Below are 15227 nucleotides of genomic sequence, written 5' to 3'. Positions count from 1 at the left end.
GTAGAAGCACTCGAGAAGCGCTCTGGAAGCCGCCGAGGAGAGTCGTCTTTCGACGGACCTGCTCATGCTGGTCGAACGGGTGTCAGCAAGAGCTAACTGGTGGTCTGCGCTTCGACGCCTCGCCATTCGCGCATCATCGCGCCGACTTCCTCACCGAGCCATTCACGGAACTGTCGATACTCCGGTCGAAGCTTCGCGTTCTTGTGCGTGATCAGGTAGTGATGACGGTCGTGGAACTCGAGCGCGTCCTGCACCGGCCGAATCAGGCGGCCCTGTTCGATCTGGCGATGGACAAGGTGATGCCAGCCGAGCAGGGTGCCTTCGCCCGCTTCGGCCTGGGCGACAAGGAGTCGATAGTCGTTGCTCTCGAAGTGTTCGTTTTCGGTGACCCTGTCTGTGCCATCACCTTGCTGAAACCAGTTTCGCCACACGCGCCAGTCGACATGTTCACACACCTGGGCCCGTCCCAGCAGCGAGAGGTTCAACGTGGGCTGCGATAGCAGGTCGAGCGGCTTCAACGACTGCCCGCGAAAATGTTGCTCGAAGAACGGCTGACTACAGACGGGATACACCACGTCGTGGAAGAGAGGCTCGACTTCGTACTCCGGTTCGCGCGGCGGATTCTTGGTAATGATGACGTCAGGTTGCATGAGCTCGTCCAGCTCCATGAAATGCTCGGTCACCATCACGACCAATCTGATATCCGGGAACCTTTTGCGGAACGCGGGCAGCCTGAACGACAGCCACAGAGCCGAGAACGTATGCGAGACGCAAATGGTCAGCGCGCGCTTGTCGGAGCGACGCACCGCTTCGGCGGCCTCCGCGATATTCATGATCGACAGATACGACGCGTTGTAGAGAATGCGGCCCGCATCGGTGAGCGCAATATGCCGCCCGGTGCGCTCAAACAGGGCCACATCGAGTGAATCTTCGAGTTCCTTGATTTGCCTGCTGATTGCGGCCTGCGTGACGCAAAGCACTTCTGCCGCCTGCGTGAAGCTTTCGTAGCGCGCCGCGGTGACGAAGCATCGCAGCGCCCGCAACGACGGCATCTGGGCGAGGAGTCTGTCAGCGAATAAATGCTTCTGTTGCATCGTTGTCACCTTTTCACGCGCAAGCGCGTGGTTCTGTCCGAGGACTGCGGAGCTACGCCGCCCAATTTGCCTCGGTGCAAGGCGGCTACCCCGGTCATGAGACAGGGGTATCTCAACTGGAATAGTGTGCGAGTCTCCTTGCTCGCTGGCAAGAGAGGTCAACCCGGGGACAGCGTCGCTCCCGGCGGCGTTAAATGTGGCGTTAAATGCGGCGTTAAATGTGGCCTTATAGGCGACCTTGAATCCTCACCAACACCCGGTCGAGAGCCTCGGCGAAATGTGCGTACGTCCCGCGTTTCGAGAGCTCGTTGTGAACCTGTTCGTTGATGCCACCCGGCGTCATGCAGTGCTCGATCAGCCCCGTAAACGATTTCCCGCTTCTGGTCGTATCGTGTGCGAGACCAACAGCGTAACCCGACAGAAATGAGCGAGCGGCATCGTAATCCAGGCCCTGGCGGACCAGCCATGACGCCTGGGCTTCCAGCACCGCATAGAAGCTCGCCATCGTCGCGGTTACGGCCGACAGTGCGTCGAATTTGGCCTCGTCGTCGACTTCGACAGCTTGCCCCAGTGCCGAGAACAAGGATGTCGCCACGCGGTCCGCGGGACAGATTGCCGTGCTTCCCTTGCCCTCGGCCACTGCCGGCAACGGTATCGCGCGAACGACCTTGCTGCGCGCGCGGACGAGCCTGCGCACTTCGTCGATTGACATTCCCGCGATGAAGCTGATGACATGATGGCGCGAATCAAAATGCAGTTCGCTCAACACGTTGGCAGCGATTTGCGGCACGACTGCAAGACAGACAACGTCGGACGCCTCCAGCACTTCCTGATTGCTTTTGCCTACCTGCACTCGCCTATCAAGCGCGGCAAGCGCCGCAGCAGTTTCCGCATTGCGGGGCGACAGCGAAATGCGGTCAAACGGAAAGTCGAACCGAAGCAATCCGGTGACGACTGCCTGCGTGATGGTGCCGGTCCCGATGAATCCAAGTCGCATTGGGTCTCACATAGCGTTGAAGCGCGGCAGCGTCAAACGCAGCCGCGTCCGGAAAGTCAATAGCCCGGCGTGACAAGCCGGGCTCCCGCTCGAATCGAATTGCCTCAGTCCAGCTTGAGCCAGGTGGTCTTCAGCTCGCAATACTGGTCGTGCGCATAGACCGATTTATCGCGGCCACCGAAGCCCGATTGCTTGAATCCACCAAAAGGGGTCGAGAGGTCGCCCTCGCCAAAACAGTTCACCGTGACCGTACCCGCCCTGATCCGGGCGGCAATCTTGTGAGCGTTGTTGACGTTGTCGGTCCATAGCGATGCAGCGAGTCCATAGCAGGTGTCGTTGGCAATCCGGACGGCCTCGTCGACGTCCGCGTATTCGATGAAGCAGACGACTGGGCCAAAAACTTCCTCGCGGGCGATGCTCATCTGCGGGGTGACGTTGTCGAAGATGGTCGGCTCGACAAACCACCCGCCGGTTTCAGTGCGCGTGGCTTTGCCGCCGCACACGAGGCGCGCGCCTTCCGCCTTCGCTTTCTCGATGTGGGCGAGTACTTTTTGATAATGCTTCTCTTCAATCAGAGAACCGAGCTTGACGTCGGGGTCGAGCGGGTCGCCCGTCTTCCATCCTTGCAGAACGACCAGAACCTTTTCGAGCAACTCGGCTTTGGTAGTCGAAGGAACCAGAATTCGGGAGCCCGCGCTGCAGTTCTCGCCCATGTTCCAGAAGGCGGCGGCGACTGCCTGCTCCGCGACGGCGTCCAGGTTCGCAACGTCGGGCAGAACCACTTGAGGATTCTTGCCGCCGCACTCCAGCACGACTCGCTTCAGGTTCGTGTCCGCCGAGTAATGAAGGAATCGCTTGCCGGTTTCCGTGGAGCCTGTGAAAGCAACCAGGTCGACATCCGCATGGCGGCCCACGGCCTGGCCCGCGCTTTCACCAAAACCGGTTACGACGCTGAGGACGCCCGCGGGCACGCCGGCTTGCGTTGCGAGGTCGGCGATGCGCAGTGTGGAAAGCGACGTCTGCTCGGCGGGTTTCACAATGACGCTATTGCCCACCGACAGCGCAGGGCCGATTTTCCAGGCCAGCATGAGCGCGGGGAAGTTCCACGGCAACACCGCGCCCACGACGCCGATCGGCTCGCGCGTAATCATACTCACGACGCTCGCGCCCGACGGCGACAGTGCGTCGTACCGCTTGTCGGTCACTTCCGCGTGCCAGCGGATACAGGCTGCGGATTCGGGGATGTCCAGTCCCAAGCATTCGCTGATTGGCTTGCCCGCCTCGAGTGCTTCGAGAAGCGCCAGTTCCTCAGCGTTTTCCTCGATCAGTTGCGCGAGCCGCAGAAGCACCGACTTTCGCTGCGCCGGCGCTGCCTTCGACCACACGCCGGACTCGAACGCCTCTCTCGCCGCCACAACCGCGCGGTCGACGTCTTTCGTATCGCACTTTGCGATACCGGCGAGTACTTTTCCCGTCGAAGGATTGAGCGTCTGGAACGTCTCGTTCGACGCAGCCGGACACCGTTGCCCCGCGATAAACGCTCTTCCATCGAGTGAGAAGGTTTCAGCTTTCTGCTGCCATTCCTGATAAGTCGTCATGTCCTGTCCTCACAAATTTAAAGCTCGGCCCCCGCCGAAAATTCCTTCATCCAGATAGCCGCTGAAACCGCTACGTCCGCAATCGGGCGGACCGGCAGCGAGCGCGGATGCGGCTGATTCAAAAGCTGGCGAATGAGTTCGTCGGATTGGCCGAGTGCATATTCGGCGATGAGCTTGCCGGATGCCGACCCTCTGCTCAGACCGAGGCCATTGCATCCGATCGCCTGAAAGACGCCATCGTCTCGGCGTCCAAACAGCGCACCGTTGTTCGCGGACAGACACAACGGGCCGCCCCATGTGTATTCCAGTTCGACGTCCTTGAGCATCGGAAAGCGCCGGTCGAACGACCGTTGATGCATACTCTTCGCCTTCGCCAGGTCGGCTTGCGAAAGTTCGAGGCTGGGTCGAAAGGCGAAGTGGTTGCGAACGCAGATGCGGTCCGTAATCAGACGGCGAACGGTCGAGCCCATGGGGTCGGCGGGAATCAATGCCCACGACCGCGTACCGCCGAGCCTCGCGACTTCCTCCGGGTTCATTACCCGCGTCATGGAGGCGAACGTATAGACAGGCAGCAGACCATTCGGATGCCCGCCGAAGGTCGCCGCATACGCGTTGGTGCATAGAATCACGCGCTTCGCCACAATCGTGCCGCAGTCGAAGCTCAGGACCTTCCCCTGACGCTGGTCTTCTATTCCCTTGACCGCGCTAAGTTCGAAGATCTTCACATTCTCCGGCAACGTCGCCGCGAGACCGCGCATCAGCGCTGCGGGTTGAACCGTACTGCAACCCGGCGTAAATAGCGCGCCCTGATAGAAATCCGTTCCGGTCACGCTTGCAATGGCTGTCTCGTCCAGCCACTCGAAGCCTTCGTCGATGCGAGCGAGTCCTTCTGCAAAGTGGCTCAGTGCGGCGTGGCCTTTCCTGTTTACCGAAGCGTGAAACTTGCCGTCGTCCCGCCAGTCGCAATCGATGTTGTACCGCTTGACCGTCGAGCGCACATAGTCAATGCCGTGACGTTGAAACCGAACATCGGCCTTATCGGCTTCCACACTGCGCGAGTAGCTTTCACTGCTTATGTCGTGGGGTAAATCGACGAAGAATCCGGAATTTCGTCCCGCCGTGGTGCGCCCGATACGGTCCGCTTCGACCAGCGCGATCGTGGCATCAGGCGCAAGCTCCGCCAGACGCCGCGCAGCACACAGCCCCGTAATACCACCGCCGACAACGACCCAGTCATATCGATGCCCGGCAGACACCGTATTGGCGGGCGAGGGCGGTGGCAGACTTTCCCACCAGCCGTTCACGCCGTCTGGCGCCGGGAACCGCGCGAATTCCAGTTTCGAGGTCATGCAGTTACTGCGCGCTGCGCAACATAGGTTGAGCGAGCTGGCCAAACGTGCTGCGCTCGTTGTCGGTCAGCGTGCCGAGCGGCGCGCGGGCAACACCGACAGGCATGCCGGCCAGCTCACATCCGTAGCGAACGTACTGGATGAATTTCCCACTGCGCTCCAGCAGTTCGAGTACCGGCAGCAGTTGCGCCATCAACTTGCGGCCAGTTGCGAAGTCACCTTGCTTGACGCATGCGTCGAGGAGCGCGGTGTGCGCTTCGGGCAGAAAGTTGGAAGCACCGGCGACCCAGCTCCTTGCACCCCATACGAAGAACTCGAGCGCCTGGTCGTCCATGCCGCAGCTCAGTACCAGCCTGTCACGGAAATGCGTGGCGAGGTGATGCAGATGCGAAATGTCGCCGGTGCTTTCCTTCATCGCGATGAAGTTCGGCCGCTCGAGCAGCCTGGTCAGCACGTCATCGCCGATGTCCGTGCCAGTGCGAGCCGGGAAGTTGTACAGCATGATGGGCATGTCGAGGCTGTCGTCCACCGTCAACATGTGGTTCAGCAGCTCTTCCTGCGTCGGTTGGGCGTAGTACGGAGCGGCGAGCAACAATGCGGACAGACCGGCGCGTTTTGCTTCCTGACCCAGACGGATGACTTCCTTCGTCGTGGTCGCATTGATGCCTGCAGTCAGATACGTCTTGCCGCCTGCCGCCTCGGCGACCGTGTTGAACGTCTGAACCCGTTCTTCGAAGCTCAGCGCATAGTATTCGCCCGTCGTCCCGCCGACCCCAAGGCCCGAAACGCGACCGGCAAGATTGGCGGCATGCCTGCCGAGAAGATCATGGTCGATTTCTCCGTCCGGCTTGAACGGCGTGACCAGTGGTGTGTGTACTCCCTCGAAGCTCATTTCGAATTCTCTCTTGTATAAAAGGTGCAAAGCGCTGCCGGGATAGTCGGCAAGAATCGTTGGCAATTCGTTGACGAACCGCTGGCGGATTACACGAGTGCCTCAGCATGTGAGTAAATCGGAAACTGGCTGCACAAATCTCTTACGCGGCTGCGGACCGCACGTTCGACCTGGTCATCGCCGTTGGGCTCCTGTTCGAGCGCCGACAGGACCTCCAGAATCATCTGGCCGACCTGCTCGAACTGGTCGGTACCGAAGCCTCGCGTTGTTCCAGCGGGCGTGCCGAGGCGGATTCCCGAGGTGACTGTCGGGCTTTCCGTATCGAACGGAATGCCGTTCTTGTTGCAGGTGATGCCCGCACGCTCCAGCGCCTTTTCAGCCTGGGTGCCGGTGAGCCGCTTGCCGCGCAAGTCGACTAGCAACAGATGGTTGTCGGTTCCGCCGGTGACGAGGCTCAGGCCGCCCGACGTCAGGACGTTGCCGAGCGCATGGGCGTTACGCAGCACCTGGTCGATATACGTCGTGAATTCCGGACGAAGCGCTTCACCAAAGGCGACCGCTTTGCCTGCGATGACGTGCATGAGCGGGCCGCCCTGCAGGCCCGGAAATACGGCCGAGTTGATCTTCTTGGCTATGTCGCCGTTATTGGTGAGGATGAAGCCGCCGCGCGGTCCGCGAAGCGTCTTGTGCGTCGTGGACGTCACCACGTCCGCAAATCGAACGGGGTTTTCGTGTCTGCCCGCTGCGACGATCCCGGCAATGTGCGCCATGTCGACCATCAACAATGCACCCACGCTATCGGCGATTTCGCGAAAAGCGGCAAAGTCCAGCGCGCGCGGGTAGGCCGAATAGCCCGCAATGATGAGTTTGGGGCGATGCTCTTCGGCAAGCCGACGCACTTGCTCATAGTCGATGCGGTACGTTTCGGGACTCACGCCGTACTGGACCGCGTTGAACCATTTGCCGGAAAGCGCGGGACGCGCGCCATGCGTCAGATGTCCGCCGGCATCGAGCGACATGCCCATCACCGTGTCGCCCGGTTTGACCAGCGCGAGCATCACCGCGCCATTGGCCTGGGCACCCGAATGAGGTTGCACGTTCGCGTATTCGGCATCGAACAGCGCTTTCACGCGGTCAATGGCCAGTGCTTCAATCCTGTCCACGTGCTCACAACCGCCGTAATACCGCTTTGACGGATACCCTTCCGCGTATTTGTTGGTGAGCACGGTGCCCTGAGCTTCCATCACCGCGGCCGAGACAATGTTCTCGGAAGCGATCAGTTCAATCTGGGTTTGCTGGCGACGCAACTCCAACGCAATCTCTGATGCGATGACGGGGTCACGGCTCTGGAGAGTTTCAGCAAAAAAGCGTGAGTTCTCGTTCACGTGGTCACTCCGGAATTAGATCGTGTGAGACATGTCATGCAACGCCGTGAGCGGCCATTACACCTCCGCCCACGGCGAGAACAACGTGATTTATTGCTGCAACCAGGCCTTCAGCTTGTCCGGATGCGCGTCGACGAATTTCTTCGCTGCCGTCGCATAGTCGTTCGTGGCGTTGCCCTCGAACTCGATGGCCTCGACGTCAGCGAGAGTCAGCTTGAAATGCTTGAAGAAAACGTCCGCCTGCGGAAACTTGGTGGCGAACTGTTTGGATGCGAAGGCGTGAACCTGCTCCTCGCCACCCAGCGTGCCTTTGGGGTCCTTGAGGTAACGCATCTGCCACTTCTGGAACAGCCAATGAGGGCTCCAGACCGTGGCCACAATCCATTGCTTCGACTGATAAGCTCGCTGCACGCCTGCGAGCATGCCGGCTTCGCTCGACGATTGCAGGTTGTAGCCGTTCAGGTCGTACGCCTTGATGGTCTTTTCGGACGCCTGCATCAGACCGCCGCCGGGCTCGATACCCTGAACGGTGCCGTTCAGCTTGCTCTTGACGTCGGGCTTCTCCAGATCGGAAATCGACGAGAGCTGGGACTCGGGAATGTACGCCGGCACAGCCCAACCGTTCTTGCCGCCGGTATAGATGACGCTGACGTCGTCCATATCGTTCTTGTACTTCGCGTAATACGTTGCATGAGTCACCGGCAGCCAGCCCCCCACCATGATGTCGAGGTCGCCGCGGGCCACGCCCTGGTACTGGATGCCGATATCGGCCTGAACAAACTGCACCGGCTGCTTGAGGTTCGTCTCCAGAGCGTATTTGGCCACATTGGCCACCGCCAGAACGTCGGCCCAGTTGGTGACCGCCATCTTGACAGGTTCGGCCGCGACCGCCGACCCCACACCGGCAACCATCGTAACGACCGCCGACACCGCCAGTTTCGCAACCAGCGACTTCAACACATTGCTGTTCATACAGTACTCCTACGTGATAATGAAATTTTCTTGAAAATTTGACGGCCGCTGCAATAGCGTGTCTGGTCTCCGAACTCCCTACTACCTACTGCCTGTGGCGATCGCACCGCATTCGCGATGCGATACTGCCGGTCAGGTACGCGCCGCGGCGTTTGTGCCGGCCTTTGCCGTTCCCGCGCCGGGCGTGACTCCGGGTGTGACGCGTTTGGCCTTCTTTGTCTTCTTCGCCTTCACGCCGAAACTTTCCGTCAGGCGGTCGAGCACGATGGCAAGCAACACGACGCCGAGTCCACCTTCGAAGCCGATCCCGATGTCGAGACGCTGGATGCCGCTCAGCACGTACTCGCCCAGTCCGCCGGCGCCGATCATCGACGCCACCACGACCATCGAAAGCGCCATCATGATGGTCTGATTCACGCCGGCCATGATTGACGGCAGCGCATTCGGCAGCTGGATTTTCCAGAGAAGCTGCATGTCCGTGCTGCCGAAGGCGCGACCTGCTTCCAGCAACTCCTCGCGCACCTGCCGGATACCCAGGGTCGTGAGGCGCACGACCGGCGGCATGGCAAACACGATGGTGGCAATCACCGCCGGGACGCGTCCCAGGCCGAACAGGATGACCGCCGGGATCAGATAGACGAAGGCGGGCATCGTCTGCATGAAATCGAGCAGCGAACGCAGAATCATTTCCACCCGTTTGTTGCGCGCGCCCCAGATGCCGAGCGGCACGCCCACTACCAGGCTGAAGAAGGTCGCTGCGATAACGAGTGCCAGGGTTGAAACCGTTTGAGCCCACAGACCCATGTATTGAATGGCGAGAAGTGCAAGACCGACGAAGACCGAAAACACGATACCGCGCCGCCACAACGCAAATGCCACGAGGATGACGAGCATCGCAACAAACGGAATCGCAGCCAGTCCGTCCTGCAGCAGTTTGATTACCGCACCCAGTGAGGCGGAGAAAGCGTCGAAGCCGCCCCGGAAATGCTGAAAGAGAAAATTGACGCCGTCTTCTGCAATTTTCCCGATGACTGACGAGTTCATGCTGCTCTCCGTTCCATAACCTGCTTGAGTATCGTCCGGCAGGACACCACGCCTGCGAGCTTTCCGGCCGTGTCGGTGACGGGCACGTCGTGATCCTGGCTCAACGCAACGGCAGCCAGTTGATGCAGGTCCGCATCCAGCGAAACCGCATTCACGTCCGGGAGCAGGGCGTCGCGCACGGGGCGCGTACCGGCCTTATGCAGAGAGGCTGGCGTGACGCAGCCCTGATATCGGCCTGATTCGTCGCAGACATAGCCGCATTCGACGCCGCTATCGATGAGCGGATTGAGGTAACGTTCCGAGGATGTGCCGACGTCGCAGGAAATGAGACCCCGGTCGATCTTTGTCATGAGGCTGGAGGCCTTGAGGAACCGGGAAACGTCGACGTTGCGGAAGAAGTCCCGTACGTAGGTGTCCGCGGGCGACTGGATGAGCTCCGCAGGCGTGCCGACCTGAATCAGGCAGCCATCCTTCATGATGCCGATCCGGCCGCCAATCTTGATGGCTTCTTCGATGTCGTGTGAAATGAAGACGATGGTCCGCTGCTCTTCTTTCTGAAGCCGCAGAAGTTCGCATTGCATTTCGAACCGGATCAGCGGGTCCAATGCCGAGAACGCTTCGTCCATCAGAAGGACTGCGGGATTGACGGCGAGCGCACGTGCGAGGCCTACCCGCTGCTGCATGCCGCCGGATAGCTCGCTGGGAAGCAGCTTTTCGTACGAGCCGAGACCGACTCGCGTGAGCGCGGTACGCGCGATTTCGTAGCGCTGCGCTTTCTTGATGCCGGCGACTTCCAGTCCGTACGCGATGTTGTCGAGGACCGTGCGGTTCGGCAGAAGCGCGAATGACTGGAACACCATCGCCATCTTCTTGCGGCGCACGTCACGTAATTCCAGCGTGGACATGGGCGCAATGTCGCGGCCTTCGAGAATGACCTGGCCGGACGTCGGCTCGATCAGCCGGTTGAGCAGTCGAACCAGCGTTGACTTGCCGGAACCCGAGAGACCCATGACAACAAAGATTTCGCCCGCCTTAACGCTGAGGCTGACGTCGTTGACCGCCACCATGTTGCCGGTCTGCTCGAAAATCTCGTTGCGGCCAAGACCTTGCTTGATTAGCTCGGCGGCACGCTCGGGCTTCGGCCCGAAGATTTTCGACAGGTTTTTAACCGTAAGAATGCCGGTCCCGGAAACCGCGACACGTTCGACTGCCGCTGCAACGTCTTCCGCTTCCATTGTGCCCGGGCTCAACATATCTCCCGGCGCAAATGTCAGGTTAGGGTTCATTCTGTCTTCCCAACTGGCGAGTTCAAGAAATCAAGCCCGCGATCTCGTCTTCCAGACTCACCCCACACTTGGGGCCAGGATCGCGTCTGACTGAACATCCCCGGCAAGCTTCAGCACGCAACGGGATACCGCTGTCGAATATGAAAGCTGCAAGGCAGCCGGGCGAACAGCAAAAGATGATTCGTCGCATAAAAGAAGAAATATGTCGACCGGGTGCTGCCCGCCTCCGCTTGATGCATGAGGTGCAGCGTATCAAGCCAATTTGATCGATCCAGCTACATTTTCTGCCTGCTTTTCCCTACTTTTGGTAATGCAAGGCCGAGCGTGTCGTGGTGGACGAAGAGGCGCTTCAGCCAGAAGTGCCGCGCAACGTCGGCTTTATCAGGGGTTTATAGAAAAAAGGTGGGGTTTCAGCCAGTCTTTGAATATTTAACGAGGAACCTTGTTATAGGGAATGTCCTGGGCTCGGCGAAATGCTTTGCATAACCAAAAGTCGGGCAAAGCATGGAGAAAACATAGCGGGATATGAGATTTGGCTTGATAAGCTCCGATCCGACTATTCGTGCGAATGGGTCAAAGCTGCACAACAACCATCTGATGGAAGAAGTGTCTTTGGCGGAGCAATGCCGGAGGGTAGTGGAGAAGGCTTCCGTTGCTGACCGGGTCAACGAGCGGTCATGGCGGATAAATCGATGTTAATCATAAATCTAATATTCTTGCTTGGGATCTTTACTATGCGAAATATAAAGCTGCGGGCGTCGGCATTGACGATGACGCTTTCGGTACCGGTCTTTGCGCAGAATACGGTCACGTTATACGGGGTGATCGACGAAGGCATTAACTACCCGAACAACACTTGAACGGGACACGCGTATCAACTGCAAAGCGGCTATGTGCAAGGGAGCCGCTGGGGCTGAAAGGTGCCGCCGACGTGTCGTCGACGAATTCGCAATTCGTCCTGCGGGTAGCACTGCGCCACAAGTTCCGAGTGGGAAGACAGAGCTGGATCTGCGCACCGTAGCCGATGATATAGCCGGCTTTCTCCAGACGCTTGACCCGGATCAGGCAAGGGCTGGGAGAAAGGCCGACCGCATCGGCAAGCTCGACGTTGGTTATGCGGCCTTTCTTCTGCAACTGAGAAAGTATGCGCAGATCAATCCGGTCCAGCTTGCAGTCGCTGCTCATCGTAACGTCGTCGCTCTGCCGATTGGGGTAAGTGGCTGGGGGTGCCCTTTACTCTAGCATGCGGTGGCATGAGTTTTGTCCCTGAGAGCGGCCCGGACATCGGCTTGCGCGAGTACGTCGTCGAGGGTTTTTTCGAGTCGCTCGAACATCAGATCGAACTCCGCCTCGGTGTACGACAGCGCCGGTGCAAAGCCGAGAATGTTGTCGCCAAACGCGCGGAAGATCAGGCGGTTTTCATACGCGGCGGCGGCGATCCGGTCGGACAGTTTCAACGCAGGATCGAAGCCCGCCTTGCTGTCCTTATCCGCAACCAGTTCGAGCGCGCCGAGCAGGCCGCGATGGCGCGAGTCGCCCACCAGCGGATGCTCGAGCAGCGCATCCAGGCCGCGGGCGAAACGCGGAGCGCGCGCCACGCCGTTGGCGAGCAGGCCGCCCTCGTGATACAGGCGCATCACTTCGAGGCCGATCGCCGCGCTGACCGGATGCGCCGAGTACGTGTGGCCGTGACCGACGATCGCTTCGGCGTCGCCGTCGGCAATGCCCTGGTAGATTTCGTCAGACATCAAGACCGCGCCCATCGGCGCATAACCGGCGGTCAGTCCTTTCGCCACGGTCATCAGATCCGGTTCGACGTTTTCGCCCTGGCACGCGAACAGCGGACCGGTGCGGCCGAAGCCCGTGATGACTTCGTCCGCGACGAACAGGATGCCGAGCTTGCGGCAGGCTTCGCGCATCGCTTTCAGCCAGCCGACCGGCGGCACGATCACGCCACCCGAGCCCTGAATCGGTTCGCAGAAGAAGGCCGCGACATTATCTGCGCCGAGCTCCGCCACCTTCGCTTCGAGGGCCGCGGCCGAGGCGGCGATCAGCGCGGCGTCGTCGGCGAAATGATTGCGGTACGCGTACGGCGACGGCAGATGATGCTGGTTCGGCAGCGGCAGATCGAAGTTGCGATGGAACGCGGGCAACGCGGTGAGCCCCGCGCCCATCGACGATGAGCCGTGGTAGCCGCGCTGCAGCGCGATGATGTGCTTCTTCGTGGGACGGCCCGTTGCATTGAAGTAATGCGTGATGAAGCGGATCGCCGAATCCACCGCATCGGAGCCGCCGAGCGTGAAGTAAACGTGCTGCAACGAAGCGGGCGACACCTCGACCAGCTTTTGCGCCAGTTCGATCGCCGGCGCCGAGCCGAAATGGAAGTAGCCGGTCGCGTAGGGCAGCTTCTTCATCTGCGCCGTGGCGGCGTCGACGATGCTCTGCTGGCCGTAACCCACGTTCACGCACCACAGGCCCGAGAACGCGTCGAGCAGCTCGTTGCCGGCCGCGTCGCGCAGGAAGGCGCCGCTGGCCGACTCGAGGACGGTGACGCCGCGGGCTTCGTGCGCGCGGTAGTTGATGACCGGGTGAATCAGATGCTTGCGGTCGGCTTCGATGAGCGAATGAATCGGCATGGTGGTTTCTCGTCGCGGGAAGGAGCTGTTGACCGTTCCATACTACTGATCTGCGACGAGTGCCCGCTCACCTAAACAATTGCCGGAAAAGCGCGCGCCACGCGTTTTGATACGTGGTCTTGGCATTTTCTGCTGCGAACACTGAAAAGCGCCGCCGCGCGGGCGTTTCGTTCCGCGCGGTGCTCAATAGCCTTGAGTCCGGTCGATCTGGCCGAGCATCGGCACACCTTCGCGATGGCGGCGCAGATTATCGAGCGCCACGTCGACAGCGTGTCCGGACGCGTCCATTGCGCGCCGCGCGCCGGGTCGGCTTTATAGAGGAAGGCGATGATGGTCAGCAGATTGCCTGGTTGATGATGCCGTATTGCAGGTAATGCGTATCCTGTCCGGCGTTCGCGGGCTCGCCCGGCGTGGCGGAACGGACCATTTTGACGACCGTGTCCACGCGCGGCAAGCCCAACTGTGCCAGCCACTCCGTGAGACCGCTTTCGCCCGGGGTGTCGATACGCACGAACACGCCTTCGTTCAGCGCTAGCCAGTGGCTGATGAGCGCTTTGGCGCGGCTCGAATCCTCCGACGCGGGCGCGACCACCGGACCGATCGCAAAGCCGTGTCCGAAGCGGCGAAACAGCGCGAAGCCGATCAGTTCGCCGTCGCGGTCGAGCGCGATGCCGTCGGCCGCGCTTAATAGTGCAGGCAAGACTTCTTCACGGTCCAGCCCGCTCGCTTGCGACGCCAGTTCGACCAGCCGTGCCGTATCGCTCGACCCGAGTGGGCGCAGGCGCTCACCGGGCGGCAAGGAAACGAGAGGCGGCTGGAATGCCGTGCCCTGATGCTGGTCGAGCGTGCCGACTGCGCTAAACCCGAGCTTTTCGTATAAAGGCTGTCCGGCCGCGGTGGCGTGCAGGAACGTGACCCGGCTGCCGAGTTCTTCCAGCACCAGATCCATCAGCTTTCTACCGATGCCGCGCCCTTGCTGCCCGGGGGACACGATCACCATCCCGAGCGAGGCGCGGTCGGCGCCGTACTTCCAGCACAGGGCGGTGCCGATCACGCCACTCGCGTCTTCCGCGACGAAGCCCCCGCCCAGAAGCGCCACGAATCTCCAGTCGTCCGCGCGATGCGGCCATTTGAGCTCGACCGTCAGCGCGTGCGCGGCGGCGACGTCGTCGTGGGTGAAGGGTCGATAGGTAATCGAATCGGACACACCGTACTCCTGAATGACTGAAGATTTACGCCGTCACTCTGTCATCCGGTGCGCGGTGTGACTAGGACGATCTTTCTATCCGCGGCGCTCGAAAGGGCCGCATCGAAAATCGATGCAAAACGCCAGGTTTCTTCGCTCATTACGGGCGTGTTCTGCTGCGCGGCGATTTTTATCGGCGACATATGCCGCGCCGACGGCTCTATGATTTCGTCATCGCCGCGGCGTTGTCAAAAAGCCCCCGCGTGGACCCTCAGCCAATCACACAGGAAACCTTGCCCATGGACAGCTTCAATCCGGACGACGTCGCGATTCGCAGCGGGCATTTCATCGGCGGTGAGTATGTGGACGGTGACCTGCGCAGCGGCGGGCGCCGCATCGAGGTGGCGCGCCCTTCGGACGGCGTGATCTATGCTTGGGTGCCACTCGCCGATGCCGGAACGGTGGATCGCGCGGTGGAGAACGCGTGGCAGGCTTTCAGAACGAGCGGCTGGGCACGCATGGCGCCGCGCGAGCGCGCCAAAATCCTGCGCCGTTTCGCTGAGCTGGTCGAAGCCGATGCGCCGTTCCTGGGCCGTCTGGAAGCGCTCGGTTCGACGCGTCCGATTGCTCAGGCAATTGGCTGGGACGTGCCGTTCACCGCCGAGGGCATCCGCTTCTACGCGGAGTTCGCCGACAAGCTGGGTGGCGACGTGGCCGCGACCGATCACGACCACCTCGGCATGACGATCGCCGAACCGTACGGCGTGATCGGCGCGATCGCACCGTGG

The 15227-nt window shown here is 60.7% G+C and carries 12 protein-coding genes and 2 pseudogenes; 2 read left to right on the top strand and 12 right to left on the bottom strand.

The window, feature by feature from the left end; genetic code table 11:
• Window positions 1–92: 92 nt before the first annotated feature.
• From DLM46_RS23330 to DLM46_RS23290, 9 genes are all read right to left on the bottom strand, one after another.
• Complete coding sequence (locus tag DLM46_RS23330; protein ID WP_115104311.1) at window positions 93–1094, bottom strand: LysR substrate-binding domain-containing protein; 1002 nt, start codon at window positions 1092–1094, stop codon at window positions 93–95.
• 226 nt (window positions 1095–1320) lie between these two features.
• Complete coding sequence (locus DLM46_RS23325; protein ID WP_115104310.1) at window positions 1321–2091, bottom strand: pyrroline-5-carboxylate reductase; 771 nt, start codon at window positions 2089–2091, stop codon at window positions 1321–1323.
• 104 nt (window positions 2092–2195) lie between these two features.
• A complete protein-coding gene (locus DLM46_RS23320; protein WP_115104309.1) occupies window positions 2196–3689 on the bottom strand; it encodes an aldehyde dehydrogenase in 1494 nt (497 codons plus the stop codon).
• 17 nt (window positions 3690–3706) lie between these two features.
• Entirely contained in the window at window positions 3707–5038 is a 1332-nt protein-coding gene (locus DLM46_RS23315; RefSeq protein ID WP_115104308.1) for an NAD(P)/FAD-dependent oxidoreductase, read from the bottom strand.
• 4 nt (window positions 5039–5042) lie between these two features.
• Entirely contained in the window at window positions 5043–5930 is an 888-nt protein-coding gene (locus tag DLM46_RS23310) for a dihydrodipicolinate synthase family protein (RefSeq protein ID WP_115104307.1), read from the bottom strand.
• Between the two features lie 89 nt (window positions 5931–6019).
• On the bottom strand, window positions 6020–7315 hold the full coding sequence (gene glyA / locus DLM46_RS23305; protein WP_115104306.1) for a serine hydroxymethyltransferase: 1296 nt from the start codon (window positions 7313–7315) through the stop codon (window positions 6020–6022).
• A 90-nt stretch (window positions 7316–7405) separates the two neighbouring features.
• Complete coding sequence (locus DLM46_RS23300) at window positions 7406–8287, bottom strand: glycine betaine ABC transporter substrate-binding protein (protein ID WP_115104305.1); 882 nt, start codon at window positions 8285–8287, stop codon at window positions 7406–7408.
• A 132-nt stretch (window positions 8288–8419) separates the two neighbouring features.
• Window positions 8420–9331 (bottom strand): ABC transporter permease, encoded by a 912-nt coding sequence (locus tag DLM46_RS23295; RefSeq protein ID WP_244306340.1) that lies wholly within the window; start codon window positions 9329–9331, stop codon window positions 8420–8422.
• Window positions 9328–10617 (bottom strand): quaternary amine ABC transporter ATP-binding protein, encoded by a 1290-nt coding sequence (locus DLM46_RS23290; protein WP_115104304.1) that lies wholly within the window; start codon window positions 10615–10617, stop codon window positions 9328–9330. Before DLM46_RS23290 ends, DLM46_RS23295 begins: the two co-directional genes overlap by 4 nt.
• Before the next feature lie 734 nt (window positions 10618–11351).
• Between DLM46_RS23290 and DLM46_RS41305 the strand changes: the two are divergent.
• Window positions 11352–11474, top strand: a pseudogene (locus DLM46_RS41305) (porin); the annotation flags it as partial.
• A gap of 142 nt (window positions 11475–11616) precedes the next feature.
• Here DLM46_RS41305 and DLM46_RS23280 read toward each other — a convergent pair.
• The 3 genes and pseudogenes from DLM46_RS23280 to DLM46_RS23270 all read right to left on the bottom strand — a co-directional run.
• Window positions 11617–11802, bottom strand: a pseudogene (locus DLM46_RS23280) (winged helix-turn-helix transcriptional regulator); the annotation flags it as partial.
• Window positions 11803–11855: 53 nt separating this feature from the next.
• Window positions 11856–13253: an aspartate aminotransferase family protein gene (locus tag DLM46_RS23275; RefSeq protein ID WP_115104303.1), complete on the bottom strand. Its 1398-nt coding sequence runs from the start codon at window positions 13251–13253 to the stop codon at window positions 11856–11858.
• 334 nt (window positions 13254–13587) lie between these two features.
• Window positions 13588–14460 (bottom strand): GNAT family N-acetyltransferase, encoded by an 873-nt coding sequence (locus DLM46_RS23270; RefSeq protein WP_115104302.1) that lies wholly within the window; start codon window positions 14458–14460, stop codon window positions 13588–13590.
• Window positions 14461–14738: 278 nt separating this feature from the next.
• Between DLM46_RS23270 and DLM46_RS23265 the strand changes: the two genes are divergently transcribed.
• A partial coding sequence (locus DLM46_RS23265) for an aldehyde dehydrogenase family protein (RefSeq protein ID WP_115104301.1) occupies window positions 14739–15227 on the top strand: 489 nt, incomplete at its 3' end.

This window comes from Paraburkholderia lacunae (genome assembly GCF_003353175.1).
GTDB classification, from domain to species: Bacteria; Pseudomonadota; Gammaproteobacteria; order Burkholderiales; family Burkholderiaceae; genus Paraburkholderia; species Paraburkholderia lacunae.
This window is presented reverse-complemented; position numbering and strand designations above follow the sequence as displayed.